The sequence below is a fragment of the Edaphobacter sp. genome (assembly GCF_035763405.1).
In the GTDB taxonomy this organism is placed as follows: Bacteria; Acidobacteriota; Terriglobia; order Terriglobales; family Acidobacteriaceae; genus Edaphobacter.
In genome coordinates, this window is record NZ_DASUBE010000061.1 from 1 (window position 1) to 19,257 (window position 19,257).

Genomic DNA, 19,257 nt, shown 5'->3' on the forward strand with positions numbered 1-19,257 from the left:
GGGGGAGGGCCCCCTCGAACCACACGAATCTCTTACTTCCAACCCAATAGCCTGATACCCTGCTCCGCGTGAAGCTCCTCAAGCGAATCCTGCTCTTCGCCTCAGCCATCGTCTTCACCTACGTGCTCGTGCTCTACGGCACGTACCTTACCCTGCCCACCCATAACGTCACCGCCACGCACTTCGACACCCTCATCGTCCTCGGCTGCCCAGCCAAGACCGACGGCACCCCTTCACCCGAGCAGCGCGAGCGCGTCCTCGAAAGCGTCCGCCAGTACAAAGCCGGCATCGCCCCGCACATCATCATGACCGGAGCCGCCGCGCACAACCAGTACGTCGAAGCCGACGTCATGACAAAGCTGGCCGAGTCCGAAGGCGTCCCCGCCGAAGCCATCACCGAGGAGCCGCAGGCCCACGACACCATCCAGAACATCTACTACTCCGCCAAGCTCATGCACGAAAACGGCTGGACCTCGGCCGAGATCATCAGCTCGCCCAGCCATCTTCCCCGGGCCGCGCTCATCGCCAACACCCTCAACATCGACCAGCCCACCATGTCCATCGACTGGCGCACTCACCCCGCGCACTGGCCACCCGAGTACAGCCTCTGGCACCGCTTCCACCTCTACACCGGCGAAGCGCGCGACTGTCTCTACCTCCGCTTCCACGGCTTCCCCAACTCCAAATACCTGCCCAACCCCTTCATGAACTAGGGATTAAAGAGGGAGTGCGGCCTCAGAACGTCACCACCCGCGTCAGATTCAGCGGCTCATCCGGATTCAGCCCCTTGGCCAGCCCCACATAGCTGCCCAGCAACTGTCCCCAGACAACATAAGCAATCGAGAGCGCAAGCGACGGCAGCGGAGAGTCAAGCTCCACAACCAGGTCCGCAGCCGCACGAGTCTCCGCAGTCGCGCGATTGACCACAGCAATCGTCGAAGCGCCCAGTTCCTTCATCTCGGCAATCACCTTCGTCTCCTGCACCGCACTCTCATCCGCAATCAGTCCGATGACCAGCGCCCGATCGTCGATGATCGACTTCGGCCCGTGCCGGAACTCGAGTGTGTGAAAGAACTGCGCATAGCTCGACGACGACTCCATCACCTTCAGCGCAACCTCCGAGGCAATCGCATACAGCGCGCCCTGCCCCAGCACCGCCACATCAGCAAACGGCCGCTTCGCAAACGCTTCGACTCGCGAACCGTACTTCGCAAGCAGCTTCTCAACCGTCGCCGGAAGCTCGTCCAGCGCAGCCAGAAAATTGTCCTTCCCGGCGATCTTCGCCGCCATATATTGCATTGCCAGCAGCATCGACGTGAACGAGCCCGTCATCACCGTGCTCTCTTCCTTCACCGGAAGCTGGAGCACCCGTCCCGTGCTCGCTGCCAGTTCGTTCCCATCGCAGGTCAGCGCCAAAAACTCGATCCCCTTCTGCGTCAGCACCTCAGCAGCAGCGAGGATCTCAGATGTGTAACCGGACCGCGAGATCAACACCGGAAAGACGCCCTTCGTTGAAGGCAGCGACAACTCCGGATAGAGCAGCAGTTCCGAGGCTGGCAGCGCGCGCGCCAGCCTGCCTGTCAGCAACGTAAAACTGGCCGCCGCTGCCTGCGCCAGATAGTAGCTGGTTCCGCAGCCAAAGAAGACCCACTCCGAACCCGGATGCCCACGATCTTTGACGAGTGCGCCGATGTCGAGTGTTCGTAACATCCGCAGGCACTCCGCCCAGACAGCCGGTTGACGGTAGATCTCCTGCAACGTCTTCCCATTCGCGCTCAAAGCAGTGCTCCTCTGAAAGCCCTTAAGATCATGTAAAAGGGGGCTTCCATGCCGCAATAATAGCACACAAAAAGAAATATAACGGAACTAAATCAGGTTCAGTTGAAAAATAAAAGGGCGGGACATGCATCCCGCCCATCGAGCGTTCACACCGGTCATGTAACGCCCTGTCAATGACCTGAGGTCTCTACCTTACCTTTCCCGCAGCACCCACCAGCTTCTCCAACGGGCCGAGTACAACGAAATCAACCAGCCCGTTGTGATTCTTGTCCCTGGTCAAGGTCTCCAAACTGCGCGAAGCCCATCCGGCCGGCCGTCTCTTGCCTGCCGAAAGAGAAGAAACTGCATCAAGACCCATGCGACCGAGCACCGACAACTCCGCAGCCCGAGGCCGAGCATCTGCAAGCAGCGGCGAACGATTCGCGATTGCCTCCAATCCCGGTCCCGCCGCAACCCACTGATGAAAGATCGCCATCAGCTCATCTCGATTCTTCTTATGCGAAGAGTCCGCCAGAAATCCTTCCACCAGCATCTCCAGCTCGTGCCGCATCGGAGGATCTGGACGCACCGAATCCACCAGCAGGTTCATCGGCGTCAGTTGCGACGTGCGCTGCTCCCGGTATCGCTGACCGAAGTCCACCGGCTGCACGACGGAGGCCAGCGTGCGAAGCGCGCCGTCATCCTCGCTTCCGGCAAGCTGTCGCAGTCCCGCCTCTGGCCCCGAAATGTGCGTCAGCCCCACAGCCTCCAGACGCAGCGACATCACTCCCAGCCTGCGGTACATGTCGTTCACATCGTTCACGCTTGCAGGCGACCAAAACCGTTCCGCAATCGCCGCAGCGCGCGGCCATATCCGCGAATCGATCGTGCGGGGAACGACATGCTCCCCCCACATGCATAGCTCACCGCCAAGTACCAGGTTTGCCTGCTCCGCCGTAAGCTGCTCACCGCCAGGCAGCGGGTCGGCCAGGTATACCTGCGCAGCCGAATCCATGTGGTCCAGATAATAGGGCGCGGACAAAATCCCCTGGTTGCCCTGACGCGCGGCATCGGCAAGATAGTGCGTGCCACGCCACGACTGTACGACGACATCCTTCGGCAGATTCGGTTGGAGCACCTCATCCCAGCCCACCATGTGCTTGTGGTGTTGCTCCAGAAGCTTCTCGACGCGCTGGCTGAAGTACGTCTGCAGCGCCTGCGTTGTGGCGATGTTGTGCTCCTTCATAAACCGCTCAATTTCGGGATTCGCGCGCCATTGCTTGCCGTTGCTCTCGTCGCCGCCCAGGTGCATATACGCATCGGGGAACAAATCAGCCATCTCCTCGATGAACTCGTCGAGAAACTTGTACGTAGATTCGCGCGTGGGATCGAAGGCTGCGTCATGCACTCCGAACGTCCGCTGCACCTCGTAAGGCCCGGGCGCGCTCCCCAGCTCCGGATAGCCCACCAGCCAGCTCGTCGTGTGACCGGGCATGTCGAACTCCGGCACCACGCGGATGCCCCGCGCAGCAGCATACGCAATCACCTCGCGCGCCTGCTCCTGCGTGTAATAGAGACCGTCCGAACCCATCCCCGTCAACTTCGGAAACCGGCGGCTCTCGATACGGAAGCCCTGGTCTTCGGTCAAATGCCAGTGAAAGACATTCAGTTTCACGGCTGCCATTCCATCAAGCGTCCGCTCGATCACCGAGACCGGCTCGAAGTGGCGGCCCGTGTCGATCATCAATCCGCGCCAGCGAAACCGTGGCTGGTCGTGAATCTCCACGCCGGGCACAGCAAAACCGGAGCCGCCATTCGCCTGGACAAGTTGAAGAAACGTCTCCATGCCGCGCATCGCGCCGACCACGGTATTCGCCTCAAGCCGTGCGTGGTCGTTCGTCACGTTCAGCACATACGATTCATCGTCATCGAGCGAAGGCACCACACTGCCCTGCCCCTTCACATCGATCACCAGGTCCGCCGAAGTTCCGCTTTGAATTGCCAGATGATGCGGCACTGCCGCAAGGCGCGACAGCCGATTCAGCATCCGCTCCGTCGCAGCATCCAGCCGTGCATCACGGTACGCAGCGATCGAAACGGAAAATGTGTTGTCGAGCGTCAGGCACCCCGGCGCGGTCGCAATCTTCGCCGGCTGCGGCATCAGCGTATTCACAAAAGCCACATTCGTGCAGGACGCGGCATGCGCCGCAACGTTAGTCACCAGAGAAACCGCCAAAAGAACGATGGCCCATCTTACAAATCGCACAGCCGCACGTGCAGCCTGCGCGGAACCGTTTCTGCCGCCTGATAAAAGATTCACTCCCAATGTCTCCCGTTGTGTGTTCGCCGCTCGGCACCGTCGGCTCGGACCGTACCCGGTCCAGCCGCCTGCGAAATGCTAGCATAGCAAACGTAATCGAAACCACGGCAGACCGGTTTTTCAAATTACTCAATCTTCCAACGCTTGAATATTCAAGCCTGCTTCTCTCGCCGACGCTCGCGCCTCCAGCCATTGGCCGCAAAACATACGCGCAGATAAAAAACATAACTTCACTCATGCACGACTCGCAAGAGTGTGACATCATCGTCATAATCCTCTTAGGAGAGTTCATGCCCGGCTACATTCCCGCCTCAAGTACTGCCTCCAGTTCGACCGGCATCAACCCTGGATACGCACGCTTTCTGCTGCTGGTAGCAGGGCTCGGAGGCCTGCTGTACGGTGTCGATGTGGGCATCATCGGCGGCGCGCTTCCCTATCTCGAAGCGACCTCGGGGCTGAGCAACAGCCAACTCTCCATCATCGTCGCCGCCGTGCTGCTGGGCAGCGTCTTCTCCACGCTCTTCGCCGGAATGCTGGCCGACTGGATGGGTCGCCGTCCGCTCATGATCCTCAGCGGCGTCGCCTTCGTGTTGAGCATCCCCATCATCGCCCTTTCGCACGGCTACGAACCTCTGTTCTGGGGTCGGCTGCTGCAAGGCGCCAGCGGTGGATTCATCGGCATCGTCGTTCCTCTTTATCTCGCGGAGTGTCTTCCCGCTTCAGACCGCGGCAAAGGCACTGGGGCCTTCCAATGGCTGCTCACGCTGGGCATCGTCGCCGCCGCGCTGATCGGCATGTACTACAGCTACCGCGTCGAAGCAGTCGCGCACGCATCGAGCGCCGCCGCCCTGCTCGATTTCAAGGACCACGCCTGGCGGCGCATCTTCTGGGTCTCGCTGCCTCCCGGAATTCTCTTCGTCCTCGGCAGCTTCTTTGTCACCGAGTCGCCACGCTGGCACTTCCGCAAAGGCAGACCCGAGGCAGCCCTGGCAGCCCTGCTGCGCTCGCGCACACCGGAGCAGGCAAACCTTGAGATGGAAGAGATGCATGCCATCGCCGCCGAGAGCGCAAAGCCCGCAGCAGGGCACAAGACTTCCGGCTCGCTGTTACAGCGGAAGTACGTCGTCCCCTTCGTCCTCGCGTGCGTGATTCTGTTCTGCAACACTGCCACGGGCATCAACTCCATCATCGGCTACAACACCAGCATCCTATTGCAGAGCGGGCTCTCCGACCTGGCCGCGCACTGGGGCTACGTCATTTTCACCATCGTCAACTTCCTCTCGGTCGCGGTGGGCATGATGCTGGTCGATCGCGTTGGCCGCAAGGTGCTGCTGACTATAGGAACATCGGGAATCATCATCGTTCTCGTCGTGGTGGGCCTGCTGTTCCGCACCACCGAGAAACAAAACATCGACCGTGCCGCTGAGATGCAATCGCTGGTCACGCCGGACCAGACGCTGAGCTACCACTTCACTCCCGAAGCCGCACAGCAACTCATCGGCGAGCCGGACGCGAAGCCGGCGTCGCTCGTCATCGTCTACTCCTGCGGCGACTTCACCTCCTCCACCGACTTTGTGCGTTCCGACAGCGGGGCTGCACCACTATCTATCTCACGCGACGACTGCCTTCCTCACAGCCGCTTCGACGCTTTTCTGAAAAATCCCTTCGGCAACTATGACGCGGCCCGCAGCGCGCCGCTCAAAATCGACCACGCCGAGGTCAGTTATCTGCCCTCGGTGCGGCATGGCTGGACCATCGCCATCGGTCTCTACTTCTTCGTTGCCTTCTTCGCATTCGGCCCCAGCGTCTGCGTGTGGCTTGCGCTCTCCGAGCTGATGCCAACCCGCATCCGCTCGAACGGCATGAGCATCGCGCTGGTCATCAACCAGCTTGTCTCGACCATCCTTGCGGCCATCTTTCTGCCGTTCGTCAGCAAATACGGATACTCCAGCATGTTCTTCGTCTTCGCCGCCTTCACCGTCATCTATTTCTGTACAGCCGTCTTTTTCTTGCCTGAGACCAAAGGCAAGACGCTCGAAGAAATCGAGCAGTTCTTCGAGCATGGCAAAAAGCACACGAACACGCTTCCATCTCACGGATAAGGGACTCCACGCATGAAAAAGCACAAGCAGACAAGCGGCTCGAAGCAGTCGGCCAACGCGCGCAGCGGTAAGATGCTGATCGGCGAGCGGCGGCAGCACATCCTCTCTCTCGTTCAGCGCGATGGCCGCGTGCTCGTCACTGAACTCTCCGACTCCCTTGGCATCTCCCCCATTACGATCCGCAAGGACCTCGACCATCTCGGCGCGCGAGGCCTCGTCATGCGCACACACGGCGGCGCGCTCGTCCCACAAGGCAGCACTCTGCTCGACCCAACGCTCAAGGAGAAGGAGCATCATCAGAGCAAAGAAAAACAGCGCATCGCCGCCGCCGCCGCGAAGCTCGTGCAGAATGGGCAGTGCCTGTTGCTCGACTCCGGCACCACCGTCACGGCCGTCGCGCGCTCGCTCCGCGAGTTCAGCCACCTCACCATCGTCACCAATGCCGTCAACATCGCAAGCGAACTCAGCGACACAGACTTCGAGATCATTCTCACCGGCGGCACGCTGCGCAAGAACTCCTTCTCGCTCGTCGGCCCCATGGCCGAAGACATGCTCTCGCAGATCCGCGCCGACATCCTCTTCCTCGCCGTCGATGGCTTCGACCCGAAGATCGGAATCACCACACCCAACGTACTCGAATCTCGCGTCAACCGCGCCATGGTCAGCGCCTCGCGCAGAGTCGTCGCCGTTTGCGACTCCACCAAATTCAGCCACTCCAGCATGGCGCTCATCGTGCCGCCTACGGCCGTCCATACCGTCATTACGGACGATCAGATACCGGACGCGGTCGCGGACACGCTGCGCAGCGCGGGCATCGAACTTATCATTGTCTAGCAGCGTAGTCTGAACAGCAGATTAGCTGTTGCGCACGCATCGAAACCCTGCGTTCGAGGTTGAACTATCCGGCGTGTTCGACGTGCGCGCCGCCACGCGATACCGGTTGCAGTATGAGGCGTGGCACAAAAGCGATCCGCCCTTCATCACCTTACCCTGCCCCGATGCCGGCCCCTTCGGATCGCGCAGCGGCTGGTCCGCGCGAAACGCTGTGCCGAACCAGTCCGAGCACCACTCCCACACATTGCCCGTCACGCAATAGAGCCCAAAGCCATTCGGCGGAAATGCATCCACAGGGCATGTGCCTGCGTAGCCGTCTTCTGCCGTGTCCTTCACTGGAAACTTTCCCTGCCACACATTGCAGCGGTGTTCGCCATTCGGAGTCAGTTCATCGCCCCACGGAAACAGCTTCTGCTCCAGCCCTCCGCGCGCCGCGTACTCCCATTGCGCCTCGGTCGGCAGCGACTTCCCCGCCCATCGCGCATACGCCTCCGCATCGTTCCACGAAACATGCACCACCGGATAGCGCCCTCGCTCACGCACATCCGAGCCGGGCCCCTCCGGCCTCCGCCAGAACGCTCCCGGCACCTTGCACCACCAGGGAGCAGCCGCAACCGTGTCTTCCACCAACTCCGCACGCCGCTCCTCGGCAATATGCGCCCAGAAGACGAATGACCACCCAAACCGCTCCGCCTCTGTGACGTAGCCAGTCGCCGCAACGAACGCGGCAAACTCCTGATTCGTGACGGCGCATGGATCGATCTGAAACGCCGAAAGCGCCACCGAGCGCACTGGACCCTCGCCGTCCGCAGGAAATCCATCGGCATAATCAGTCCCCATCAAAAACACACCGCCCGGCAGGGCAATCATCGCGCCATGCTCTTCGGCGACAGAAGCGCCAGCTTTCGGCTCGGCTATAAGCGCACTCGATGCGGACTCCGTTTGCGTTGCGCCGCTGCTCTCGTGCTCTGCCGCTGGCGTGCAACAGCATCCGCCTGTTCCGGTCTGCTTTAAATCTCCGCAAGCACCGGGTGTTGGAATCTCCATCTTGTCTTCCTCTCATCCGTCGCACCGCGCGGCAGCCTGCAAGCAGCATATTCCAATTCGGCAATGACCGGAGAGCCCACCGCCAGGCGCTAAAATAGGAACGCTCATGCATACCACGCTCTATGTTGCGCTCTTTACCGCAGCTGTTCTCGGTTTCCGCCACGGCTTCGATTACGACCACATCGCCGCCATCACCGACATCGTCAGCGTCCAGCAGTCTCGTCGCACAGCCTTTCGCCTGGGTATGGTTTACGCGCTCAGCCACGCACTCACCGTCGCAGGACTGGGCGCCATCGTCATCGTTCTCGGCATTAACCTGCCCGCAGGCATCGACAGTTGGGCCGAGCGGCTCGTCGGCCTCACACTCCTTATCCTCGGCATCTACGTCCTCGGCACACTCATCTTCAACCCCGGCGATGTTCTGCCCAAAAGCCGCTACCAACTGCTGCATCGCGGCTGGCATCGCGCACTCCACGCCCTGAACCCACACAAAACCGCCGAAGCCTACGCACCGCCCAGCTCCTTCGACACACGCTCAGTCTTCATCATCGGCATCGTCCATGGTCTCGGCGCGGAGACCCCGAGCCAGTTGATGATCTTTTTACTCGCCGCCAATCTCGGCGGAGCGGCGCTCGGCATGGTGGGCCTCGGCATGTTCCTCGCTGGCCTGCTGACGATGAACGCGCTGATGACCGCCTCGGCCGCCGGTGCCTTCGGCATCTCGCGCGAACGCCCGCATCTGCTGCGCGCCATCTCTGCGCTGACCGGTGCCTACAGCCTCGCCACGGGCCTCATCTTCCTCGCTGGGCGCAGCTCGCTGCTGCCTGTGCTGAACTAACCTCGCGGCTTCCGTCTCGTCTTCGTCACGCCATATCGCACCGCGGGCAACACGCTGTTCCATGGCACCGGCGACGCCAGGATCATCGACGTGTTCGTCGCGACATACGGCATCATCGAATCGATCAGCGCCTCCATGTGCCGCACGTCGCGCACCGCGATCTGCACCATAAACGACTCTGCCCCGGTCACGCGGTGGCACTCCAGTACTTCGGGCAGTTCCCTCACCAGTGCGGCGAACTTCTGTAGCTTGTCGCCCGCAACCGTCACCTTGACGAACGCGCGCACCGGCAACCCCACCTTCGCCGGATCGACCACTGCGCGATAGCCCATGATGACATGGTGCTCCTCCAGCCGCCGCACGCGCTCGATCACCGCAGGCGTAGACAGACCAACGCGCCGTCCCAACTCAGCAAACGCAATCCGCGCATTCGTCTGCAACTCCGCCAGAATCTCGCAATCAATGTCGTCCATCGACCAGCCAGCCGTCACTGCCATCGCACATCCTCCGTTCCGGCGCTCTCCTTAGATCATAAGGAAAAAATTCATTTATACCGTATATCGTAATTACTATTCCTGCAAATTCAATACAACACTCATTCAAATCCAGACAAAGCAAACCTATCATCGTCTCAGAGTCAGGCAATCTGCACACTCGACATGAAGGAGACTCCCCGTGGCCACCACCGAAAATCGCCGCGCATTGAGCGACGCAACCGCACGTCAATTAGCCAACACTACCAAAACCGCCCCACAGTTGACGGCCATCACGCCGCGCTGGCTCGTGCAGCTTCTCTCCTGGGTCCCCGTTGAATCCGGCACGTACCGCGTCAATCAGGTTCGCCACGATGAAGAGATCGAGGTCGCCTGCGGCTCACGCGACGAGCGCAAGCTCCCCGAGACCTTCGTCGATTATGTCGAAAAGCCGCGCGAATACACGCTCAGCGCCATCTCCACCATCGTCGATGTCCACACTCGCGTCTCGGACCTCTACAGTCATCCGCACGACCAGATCCGCGAGCAGCTTCGCCTCACCGTCGAGAAGGTCAAGGAGCGGCAGGAGAGCGAGCTCATCAACAATGCCGACTACGGCCTGCTCAACAACGCCGCCAAATCCGCGCGCATCAAGACCCGCAAAGGCGCGCCCACGCCCGATGACATGGATGAGTTGCTCGCCGTCATCTGGAAAGAACCTGCGTTTTTCCTCGCGCATCCACGCGCCATCGCCGCCTTCGGACGCGAATGCACGCGCCGCGGCGTGCCTCCGCCTACCGCCACCATCTTCGGTTCACCATTCCTCACCTGGCGCGGCGTGCCGCTCGTTCCTTCAGACAAGCTCACCATCAACGCCGAAGGCAAAACGAATATCCTGCTGATGCGCACCGGAGAAAAGAAGCAGGGCGTCGTCGGGCTCTTCCAGCCCGGACTCCCCGGCGAGCAGACGCCCGGCCTCTCAGTTCGCTTCATGGGCGTCGATCGCAACTCCATCGCCTCGTATCTCATCTCGCTCTATTGCTCGGCTGCAGTGCTCACCGAAGACGCGCTCGGCGTCCTCGAAAACGTCGAGGTCGGACACTACCATGAGTACAAGTGATCAGGAAAAAATCTTCGCAGGCCTCTCACGCCGTGCCGAAGACACTGCCGTGGCCGAGAACCTGTCGCCCGAAACGCTCGCCGGCGTGGCCGCTATCACGCACATGGCGAACGAATTCTTCCGCGCAGTGCCGGGCCAGTCCGCAGCACCAGCTAGTCGGGCCGCCGCTCCTCCGCTATCCCATGCCCCTTCCGTGGGTCATTCTGAGCGCAGCGAAGAACCCCAGCATTTTGCCGGCAATGCCACCAACGCTCCGGGGAATCCGCTGACAGGATTGCCCACTTACGAAACTCGTCTCCCGCAGTTCGGCGCTCCGTTTCCTTCCGTGCCGTCGCTACCCTCAGCCGGTGCGCTTCCCGGCCCAGGAATGCATCGCTTCGCGGGCACCGAAGCGTCCGCACTGACACCAGAGCAAGCGGCCGCACCCACCACGGCAACACCACAGTACAACGCACAGAGCATGGCCGCATCTTCACCGTTCTCCATGCCGATGCCGCCCTTCGAGGCAGCCTTTCCATCGTTCGAAATGGGCTTGCCCGATCTTGTCCCGACGCCGCTGCCCACCGAAGAGCAAGTCAACGCCGCACTCGCCTCCGTCTCCTCCTTCTACTTTCTGGAAGACGCGCGCTCTCTCTCAAAACCCCTGTCCGCGCCGCCGCAACCGCCAAAGCCCGCAAGCATCACCCCGGCTGTGCTTCCTGACCTCGCGCTGCCGAACAACCAATTCGACATCGCCAGCGTGCGCCGCGACTTCCCCATCTTGAACGAGCGCGTCAACGGACACCCGCTCATCTGGCTCGACAACGCCGCCACCACGCAGAAACCGCAGGCAGTCATCGACCGCCTCAAGTATTTTTACGAGCACGAAAACTCGAACATCCACCGCGCCGCGCACGAACTCGCCGCCCGTGCCACCGACGCCTACGAAGACGCCCGCACCAAGGTCGCCCGATTCCTCAACGCGGGCTCCTCCAAAGAGATCGTCTTCGTCCGCGGCGCAACCGAGGCCATCAACCTCATCGCGCAGGCATGGGGCCGCCGCCACATCCAGCAGGGCGACGAGATCATCATCAGTTGGATCGAGCACCACGCCAACATCGTCCCATGGCAGATGCTCGCCGCCGAAAAAGGCGCGAAGCTGCGTGTTATCCCCGTCGATGACGACGGCCAGATTCTCATCGACGAGTACGAAAAGCTCCTCAACCCACGCACGCGCCTCGTCTCGTTCACCCAGGTCTCAAACGCGCTCGGCACCGTCACTCCCGCGCACCAGATGATCCAGATGGCCCATCGCTACGGCGCGCGCGTGCTGCTCGACGGCGCGCAAGCCGTCTCGCACATGCCCATCGACGTGCAATCGCTCGACTGCGACTTCTTCGTCTTCTCCGGCCACAAAGTCTTCGCGCCTACCGGCATCGGCGTCGTCTACGGCAAGCCTGACGCGCTCGCCGACACGCCCCCGTGGCAAGGCGGTGGCAACATGATCGTCGATGTCACCTTCGAGAAGACCGTCTACCAGGAGCCACCCGCGCGCTTCGAGGCAGGCACCGGCAACATCGCCGACGCCGTCGGCCTCGGCGCAGCCATCGACTACCTCAACCGCATCGGCATGGCGAACATCGCCAGCTACGAACATGAGCTGCTCATTTATGCGACGCGGGGTCTGCTCACCATCCCCGGCCTTCGCCTCATCGGCACTGCCAAAGAAAAAGCCGGAGTCCTCTCGTTCGTCCTCGATGGATTCAAAACCGAAGAGGTCGGCGCAGCGCTCAACCGCGAAGGCATCGCCGTGCGCAGCGGCCATCACTGCGCGCAGCCCTCACTGCGGCGCATGGGCGTCGAAACCACTGTCCGCCCGTCGCTTGCCCTCTACAACAGTTTCGGCGACATCGACGCCCTCGTCGCCGCGCTCCGCAGGCTCAAGAACCTCGGAGCATAACAACGGCAGAGCCTCGATCACGCCGCCGTCCCATCGGCCCTCCGCGGTCATGACAAGCTGACCGTCTCCCGAACGGCCAAATTGTCAGGACCACAAAGAACCAAGGCAGCAAAAATCGGCAAGCGTCCGCGCAGGACATCTCTTCCGGCCCATCCTCGTTTTAGAGGAGCGGCGGCATGGATCGATTAACATGACTATCGTTTCAAACCCAGTGGCGGAAGAAAGCCCCGAAATTTATTCGGCAGTTACCGCTGACGCCGTAAAATGAATGGCGACCGAGGAGACGTATGACGAAACGAGTTTGTGGACTGGCAGTACTGGCGCTTGCCTGCACAACATTGGCCGCCATAACAAGAGCACAAAGCAGTGATGCCACACCAACCGCAACCCCCATCAAACATCTGGTCATCATCTTCGGCGAGAACATCTCCTTCGACCACTACTTCGGAACCTATCCCAACGCCCTGAATCCGCCCGGCGAACCTGAGTTTCACGCGCTGCCCGCCACTCCACACGTCAACGGCCTGACCAACACGCTGCTAGAGCACAATCCGAATTTTCTGAACATCAAGGCGAATCAGGAGAGCGCGGTCAACCCTTTCCGTCTCTCGCGCGCGCAGGCAGCCACCACCGACGAGAACCACGACTACCGCGCGGAACAGCAGGCATTCCACGCAGGGCTGATGGACTCCTTTCCGCGCTACGCCGGCGTTTCCGGCTCGCCGAAGGTGAAGCAGCGGCTTGCCAGCGAAGCCGTCGCCGGCCCGGATGAGTACAAGCATCAGACCAAAGGCCTGGTCATGGGCTACTTCGACGGCAACACCGTCACGGCCCTGTGGAACTACGCCCAGCGCTTCGCCATGAGCGACAACTCCTATGGCTCGACCTTCGGCCCCTCGACGCCCGGAGCAATCGAGCTGATCTCCGGCCAGACCAACGGAGTTACCGACCAGATCAACACCGGCAACACCGTCATCGAAGGCAGCGACGGCACCTACACCATGATCGGCGACCCCGACCCCATCGGCGATGCCTGCTCCTCCCCTACAAAAGGCATGGCGCAGCTCACGGGCAACAACATCGGCGTCATGCTCTCGAAGAGAGACATCACCTGGGGATGGTTCGAGGGCGGCTTCGACCTGACCCGGACTAATCAGAACGGCACCACCGGCTGCCTGCGCAGCACGCACTCCAACGTGGTGCGCCTTACGATCAGGGACTACTCTCCACATCACGAACCATTCCAGTACTACAAGACCACCTATAACCCGCGGCACGTCCGTCCAACGTCTGTCCACACAATCGGCCACAACGGAGACGCGGGCCGTCATCAATATGACATCGAAGACTTCTTCGATGCGGTCAAAGCGGGGAACTTTCCTGCAGTCAGTTTCCTGAAGGCCCAGTCTTATCAGGACGCGCACGCCGGCAACTCCGACCCGCTCGACGAGCAGGCTTTCGTCGTGCGCGTCATCAACTTTCTCCAGCAGCAACCGGGCTGGAGCGACACCGCCGTCATCCTCGCCTACGACGACTCCGACGGCTGGTACGACCATCAGATGGGCCCCATCGTCAACCACTCCACAACCAGGGCCGATGCACTCACCGGCCCAGGCGAGTGCGGCGACGGCTCAACTGCGCTTCCCGGCCCAAAGACCGCCCACGCGCAGGGCCGCTGCGGATACGGCCCGCGTCTGCCGCTACTCATGATCTCGCCCTACGCGCGCCAGAATTACGTAGACCACACCCTCACCGATCAGACCTCCATCCTTCGCTTCATCGAGGACAACTGGCTCAATGGTGAGCGCGTCGGCTCAGGTTCGTTCGACGCCATCGCCGGCCCCATCACCGGCATGTTCGACTTCAGCCATCCGAGCGCGACCAAACTCTTCCTCAACGGATCCACCGGCGAGGTGCTCAAAACACGGAGCGGCGATTGATCTCTCGCAGAAGTTTTCTGGAGCGCGCCGGAGCCTTTGCAACAAGTCTGTTTCTGGCTGAAGATGCCGTGGCTCACTCCATGTCGCACGCGGCACACGCTGCCGCCGTGGGGCTGGTCGATCCAAACACGCTTGCGCCGTACGTCGATCCCCTCCCGCTGCCGCCTCGCGCGGTCAGCACCGGTACGCGGCCTGATCCGGAAGACCGCTCGCGCTCAATTCCCTACTACCGCATCGCCATGCGCGAGTTGCATGTCAAAGTCCACCGCGACCTGCCGCCGACGCGCGTCTGGGGCTTCAACAACAACTCACCCGGCCCCATCATCGAGACCCGCAGCAACGAGGGCGTCCTCGTCGAGTGGCTAAACAATCTCCCTACAAAACACTTCCTGCCCATCGACCACACGCTGCACGGCGCAGGCAAAGATGTACCGGAAGTCCGCAGCGTCATTCATCTGCATGGCGGCCGCACGCCGCCCGCAAGCGACGGCTATCCCGAAGATTGGTACGTCTCCGGCAAGTCCGCTGTGAGCCATTACCCTTGCCGACAGGACGCGACCGCGCTCTTCTACCACGATCATTCGATGGGCACGAACCGGCTGAATATCTACGCCGGATTGCAGGGTATGTTCCTCATTCGCGATGCCGAAGAAGATGCGCTCAACCTGCCCGGCGGCAAATACGAACTTCCGCTCGTCATCTGCGACCGCTACCTCCGTAAAGACGGCCAGTTGCACTATCCTGTCTCCGCGATCCCCGGCAAACCGTGGGTTCCGGAGGTCTTCGGCAACCTCGTCATGGTCAACGGCAAGATCATGCCCTACCACGAGGTCGAGCCGCACCGCTATCGTCTCCGCATTCTCAACGGCTCAAACGGCCGCTTCTACCGCCTCTCCTTCGGCGAAGACATCGAGTTCAACGTCATCGGCTCCGACCAGGGCCTGCTCAACGCGCCCGTACCGCTCACGCGCCTCGAACTCAGCCCCGGCGAACGCGCGGACATCGTCATCGACTTCAGCCAGAGCGCGGGCCAAAGCATCGAGCTCACCAGCGACTCACTACGCATCATGCAGTTCCGCGTCTCTCCCACACCCGTCCACGACACAAGCTCGCTGCCGAAGACGCTCCGCACCATCGAGCGCATCAGCGAATCAGCAGCGGTTCTGACCCGCAGGCTTACGCTCGACGAGCATCTCAACCTTGCCGATCAATCGATGGACATGATGCTCAACAACACGCCCTGGCACATGCCCGTCACCGAGAAGCCGGTCCTCAATACCACTGAGATCTGGGAGATCATCAATCTCACCGAGGACACCCATCCCATCCACCTGCATCTCGTCCGCCTTCAGCTTCTCGACCGCCGTCGTATCGACAGTGCCGCCTTCCTCGGTGATCGCAGCGTCGTCTTCATGGGTGACACCACCCCACCCAAACCCGAAGAAGCTGGCTGGAAGGACACCGTGCAGGTTCCGCCCGGAACCTTGACACGCATCATCGTTCCCTTCCACGGCTACACAGGAAGATACGTCTGGCACTGCCATGTTCTGGAGCACGAAGACAACGAGATGATGCGCCCGTATGAGATCGTCACTTCCTCAAAAGCGATCCAGGGCTAAATCGCATCAGCAAGGGCTGGCGCTCTTTCGATCAGGCACGTCTTCGCATAAGTGATTGCGATACCACAGAGTAACCTGCCTGCATACTTGCCTAACTGCTTGTCAAGAGAGGGTTCGGGGTATATTTTAGGGCTTGCGATTGTGAATTTTATGTTAACCCTATCATCCAGGCCGTCCCGAGGTGAACGTGCGTAAATCCCTTCCTGCAAAGAGGGCCACGCTCGAAGACGTTGCCCGGGTCGCCGGCGTCGGCGCCATGACCGTCTCCCGCACCATCAATGGCCACCCCTACGTCTCCGAAGAAACCGCGAAGAGGGTCCGTGCCGCAATCCGCCAGTTGGACTATCGCCCCAACCACGCTGCCAGAATGCTCACCGGGCAGCTCTCCCGCTCCATCGGCCTCATCGTCCCCGACCTCGCGGACACGTTCTTCTCCATCGTCAGCCACGCCGTGCAGGAAACCGCACGCGAGAGCGGCTACCTCGTCTGGCTCGCCGCATCCAACGACGACCCCGCCATCGAGGCCGCCCAGGTCGAGCAGATGACGCACCACCCCGTCGATGGCATTCTACTCGTCCCGGTGGACAGCAAGGACAGGTACCTCAAGACCCTGGCCTCAGGCGCCACTCCCATCGTCACCATCGACCGTCCCATCGAAGTGGCCACCACAGATTCGGTCGGCGTTGAAAACAGAGCAGGCGCACGCATGGCCGTCGAGCACCTCATTCATCACGGCCACGCCAGAATCGCCTGCGTCGCTACCAACACCCACCTGCTGACGATCAAGGAGCGCCTCATTGGCTTCGAGGAGTCCCTGCGCCACGCCAGGTTACCCATGACGAAGGCATTGCGGCTGTCGAACCGAGACGCCGTAAAGCCTGCCCTGGCCGAGATGTTTGCCTCTCGCAACCGCCCAGAGGCGCTCTTCACCGCGAACAACGCATCGACCATCTGGGTCATCGAAGCACTCCGCGAGATGAAGATCGAGATGGGCAAGCACGTCGCGCTGGTCGGCTTCGACGACGTTGATTTCTTCACTCTCATCACGCCGCCGGTCACGGCCGTTCGTCAGCCTGCAGCCGAGCTTGGACGCATGTCCGCTCGCCTGCTCCTGCAAAGAATCAAAGGCGAGTTTACCGCCTCCAGCGTCAGAACGGTCCTGCCCGTCTCGCTCGTCATCCGCGAATCCTGCGGCTGCTACAAAAGGACCGACTAGAGAATTTCCCGATTGCCGTGGCTCATCAACACCATGTCATTCTGACCCTGAGTGAAGTCGAAGGGGAAGAATCCCCGCATTTCTTCACGGCTGAGCGAACCTGCGCATTCAATCGACAGCTACACACTTATGAAAAACATCTCTAATCCCGCAGCTTCACGGCCTTTTCCGTTGCTCCATTCTTGAACGCAAGCGGCTTGGACGACTTGGACAAATCTCCGCCATCGATGATGATTCCGTCGTTGCCGTCCCCTTCCAGTTGCAGAAACGTTGATGACGGCGTCAGGACGCGCGCGGCGCTCAGCAGCGTCTGTTTCGTATCAATAAAACGCAGCACCGACTCCGCCCCCGAATTCCCCTGCACGCTGAGCCCGTTAATAGCTGCATCTGCAACATGGTCGAAGATCACCGCCGGTCGCAGGTCCGGCGTGCTCACCTCGAAGCGCACATTCTGCAATGTCAGTCCCTTTGCGTTGCGCGCATAGAGACCATAGGCAGGCATCGGCCCCAGCATGAAGTACTCACCAGCCACCTGCGGCAGATCACGCCGTGCTGCTTCTTCCGCCGTGCCTCCGCCGCCAAACGTCAGATGCATGTTGTCGAAGGTGATGTTCTCCAGAACAGCTCCGCCAATGCAGTTCAGCGTAATGCACGAGTGTCCCTCGCCCGGTCGATAGCCGCTGCCGACCGAGGCCTCGGGCAACTGTTGCGGCGCAGTCGTCACCGTCCCGTGGATGTTGCTGAAAGAGATATTCCGCACCACCGCCGGCGCCTCATCCCCGGTATGCGAAGGCATGGCCGCGCTGTTACGCGGTGGCCTCGGCCCCACGCTCAAATGGATAGGACCGGTAACATCATCAAGAACAAGGTTCGAGAACGAGATGTTCTCGTGCCGCGATCCCGTATTCACCTGAAACTTAATCGGACAGCCGTACACCTGATAGAGCAGGCAATTCGAGATCGTGATGTTATTCGCCGAACCGCCTCCAAACCGGAAGACCGACCAGCGCGTGCTGAACGACGAATTCGTAATCGTGATATACCGGCAACTCCCGAACATGGCGCACGCATCATCCTGCGACTTCACCGTGCAGTTGCTCACCGTAACGTACTCCGCGCTGATGAAGTGGAAGCCGTCGTTGTTGCCGTTCACACGGTTATGGATGTAGAGGTGGTCCATGTGGACGCGCGTGCTCTCAATCACGCGAATGCTGTGATACGCGCAGTCAACCAGCGTCAGGTCGCGGACCGTCAGGTCTTCGCAGCGATAGCACAGGATGTGATATGGGCGACGATTCCCGCCCAGTCCGCTGGGCGGCGGCGTGCCCCGAACAGCCGAATGAAACTGCGCGCCCTGCCCGTCAATCGTGCCCGGCCCCTCAATCGTCACCCTCTTCGCATTTACGGCAAACAGCAGGGCCCAGTTGCCGTCTTCGAGCGTCGTGTCGCCGCGCAGCGGAATCGCACCGACCGCATGATAGTGCTTGCCATTGCCGCTTCCCAGCAGCTTGCCCGCGGCAGCGATATGGAGTGTGACGTTGCTCTTCAGCTCGACAGTGCCAATCAGAAACGTGCCCGCCGGGACCAGTACCGTTCCTCCGCCATCCCGAGTGCAGGCGTCAACCGCAGCCTGCAACGCGGCCGTATCCAACGCAACGCTATCCCCCTTCGCGCCATAATCGCGGATGTTATACGTGCGCGTCCCTGCATCGCTGCCGGTTGCCCCTTCTTTGCGTGCTTCGGCAACCGCGTTCCGTTCACCCAGCAGCCCTGCCCCCAGCGACGCAGCCAGAAGCGGCGTGGAAGCTCTGCTCAACCACTGGCGCCTCGTCAACACTGTTCCTTCGCGCTTCAAAGCCATGCACAAATCCCTTTCTTCTGCTCGCTCCGACGAGCACTCTTCACGTGCAAGCCATCCCACGGCACGCTCGCCGAATACGTATACACCGCCTTGTGAATGAGGAGGTTGAAAAAAACCATAGATGTTGCCATGTCTCACTGTCAATCTTTATTTTCGACAATAAATATCTGTTTTATTATTTGAAATCAGC

Annotated in this window: 14 protein-coding genes; 9 read left to right on the plus strand and 5 right to left on the minus strand. The window is 60.9% G+C overall.

All coding sequences use genetic code 11. From position 1 onward, the window contains the following. The first annotated feature begins 68 nt into the window (after nt 1-68). On the plus strand, nt 69-713 hold the full coding sequence (locus tag VFU66_RS05980) for a YdcF family protein (RefSeq protein WP_326445328.1): 645 nt from the start codon (nt 69-71) through the stop codon (nt 711-713). Between the two features lie 22 nt (nt 714-735). Here the strand turns inward: VFU66_RS05980 and VFU66_RS05985 are convergent, their stop codons facing one another. Continuing rightward, the gene (locus VFU66_RS05985) at nt 736-1,779 is read right to left on the minus strand and encodes an SIS domain-containing protein (protein ID WP_326445329.1); all 1,044 of its coding nucleotides are present in this window, start codon (nt 1,777-1,779) and stop codon (nt 736-738) included. Between the two features lie 187 nt (nt 1,780-1,966). Further along, the gene (locus tag VFU66_RS05990) at nt 1,967-3,979 is read right to left on the minus strand and encodes a beta-N-acetylhexosaminidase (RefSeq protein ID WP_326445330.1); all 2,013 of its coding nucleotides are present in this window, start codon (nt 3,977-3,979) and stop codon (nt 1,967-1,969) included. 389 nt (nt 3,980-4,368) lie between these two features. Between VFU66_RS05990 and VFU66_RS05995 the strand changes: the two genes are divergently transcribed. After that, entirely contained in the window at nt 4,369-6,180 is a 1,812-nt protein-coding gene (locus VFU66_RS05995) for an MFS transporter (protein ID WP_326445331.1), read from the plus strand. Nucleotides 6,181-6,192: 12 nt separating this feature from the next. Then, nucleotides 6,193-7,014 carry a transcriptional repressor AgaR gene (agaR, locus tag VFU66_RS06000; protein WP_326445332.1) on the plus strand — a complete coding sequence of 274 codons (822 nt, stop codon included), beginning with the start codon at nt 6,193-6,195 and terminating at the stop codon, nt 7,012-7,014. 21 nt (nt 7,015-7,035) lie between these two features. Here agaR and VFU66_RS06005 read toward each other — a convergent pair whose 3' ends face one another. Further along, complete coding sequence (locus VFU66_RS06005) at nt 7,036-8,061, minus strand: formylglycine-generating enzyme family protein (protein WP_326445333.1); 1,026 nt, start codon at nt 8,059-8,061, stop codon at nt 7,036-7,038. Nucleotides 8,062-8,167: 106 nt separating this feature from the next. On the opposite strand from VFU66_RS06005, the gene VFU66_RS06010 reads away from it, so the two are divergent. Then, nucleotides 8,168-8,899, plus strand: a complete 732-nt coding sequence (locus tag VFU66_RS06010; RefSeq protein ID WP_326445334.1) for a HoxN/HupN/NixA family nickel/cobalt transporter — start codon at nt 8,168-8,170, stop codon at nt 8,897-8,899. Here VFU66_RS06010 and VFU66_RS06015 read toward each other — a convergent pair. Further along, nucleotides 8,896-9,396 (minus strand): Lrp/AsnC family transcriptional regulator, encoded by a 501-nt coding sequence (locus VFU66_RS06015; protein ID WP_326445335.1) that lies wholly within the window; start codon nt 9,394-9,396, stop codon nt 8,896-8,898. The two genes, VFU66_RS06010 and VFU66_RS06015, sit on opposite strands and share 4 nt — an antisense overlap. A gap of 178 nt (nt 9,397-9,574) precedes the next feature. On the opposite strand from VFU66_RS06015, the gene VFU66_RS06020 reads away from it, so the two are divergent. The 5 genes from VFU66_RS06020 to VFU66_RS06040 all read left to right on the plus strand — a co-directional run bounded on the left by VFU66_RS06020 (nt 9,575) and on the right by VFU66_RS06040 (nt 17,206). Further along, nucleotides 9,575-10,492, plus strand: coding sequence for a family 2A encapsulin nanocompartment shell protein (locus VFU66_RS06020; protein WP_326445336.1), 918 nt, complete (start codon nt 9,575-9,577; stop codon nt 10,490-10,492). After that, nucleotides 10,479-12,431 (plus strand): family 2A encapsulin nanocompartment cargo protein cysteine desulfurase, encoded by a 1,953-nt coding sequence (locus tag VFU66_RS06025; RefSeq protein WP_326445337.1) that lies wholly within the window; start codon nt 10,479-10,481, stop codon nt 12,429-12,431. Before VFU66_RS06020 ends, VFU66_RS06025 begins: the two co-directional genes overlap by 14 nt. Nucleotides 12,432-12,718: 287 nt before the next feature. Next, complete coding sequence (locus VFU66_RS06030) at nt 12,719-14,371, plus strand: phospholipase C (RefSeq protein ID WP_326445338.1); 1,653 nt, start codon at nt 12,719-12,721, stop codon at nt 14,369-14,371. Further along, nucleotides 14,368-15,990 carry a multicopper oxidase family protein gene (locus tag VFU66_RS06035; protein WP_326445339.1) on the plus strand — a complete coding sequence of 541 codons (1,623 nt, stop codon included), beginning with the start codon at nt 14,368-14,370 and terminating at the stop codon, nt 15,988-15,990. The genes VFU66_RS06030 and VFU66_RS06035 overlap by 4 nt, the downstream gene beginning before the upstream one ends. Nucleotides 15,991-16,177: 187 nt before the next feature. Beyond that, nucleotides 16,178-17,206, plus strand: coding sequence for a LacI family DNA-binding transcriptional regulator (locus tag VFU66_RS06040; RefSeq protein WP_326445340.1), 1,029 nt, complete (start codon nt 16,178-16,180; stop codon nt 17,204-17,206). 142 nt (nt 17,207-17,348) lie between these two features. On the opposite strand, the gene VFU66_RS06045 is transcribed toward VFU66_RS06040, so the two are convergent. Beyond that, a complete protein-coding gene (locus tag VFU66_RS06045; protein ID WP_326445341.1) occupies nt 17,349-19,022 on the minus strand; it encodes a glycoside hydrolase family 28 protein in 1,674 nt (557 codons plus the stop codon). Nucleotides 19,023-19,257: the final 235 nt, after the last annotated feature.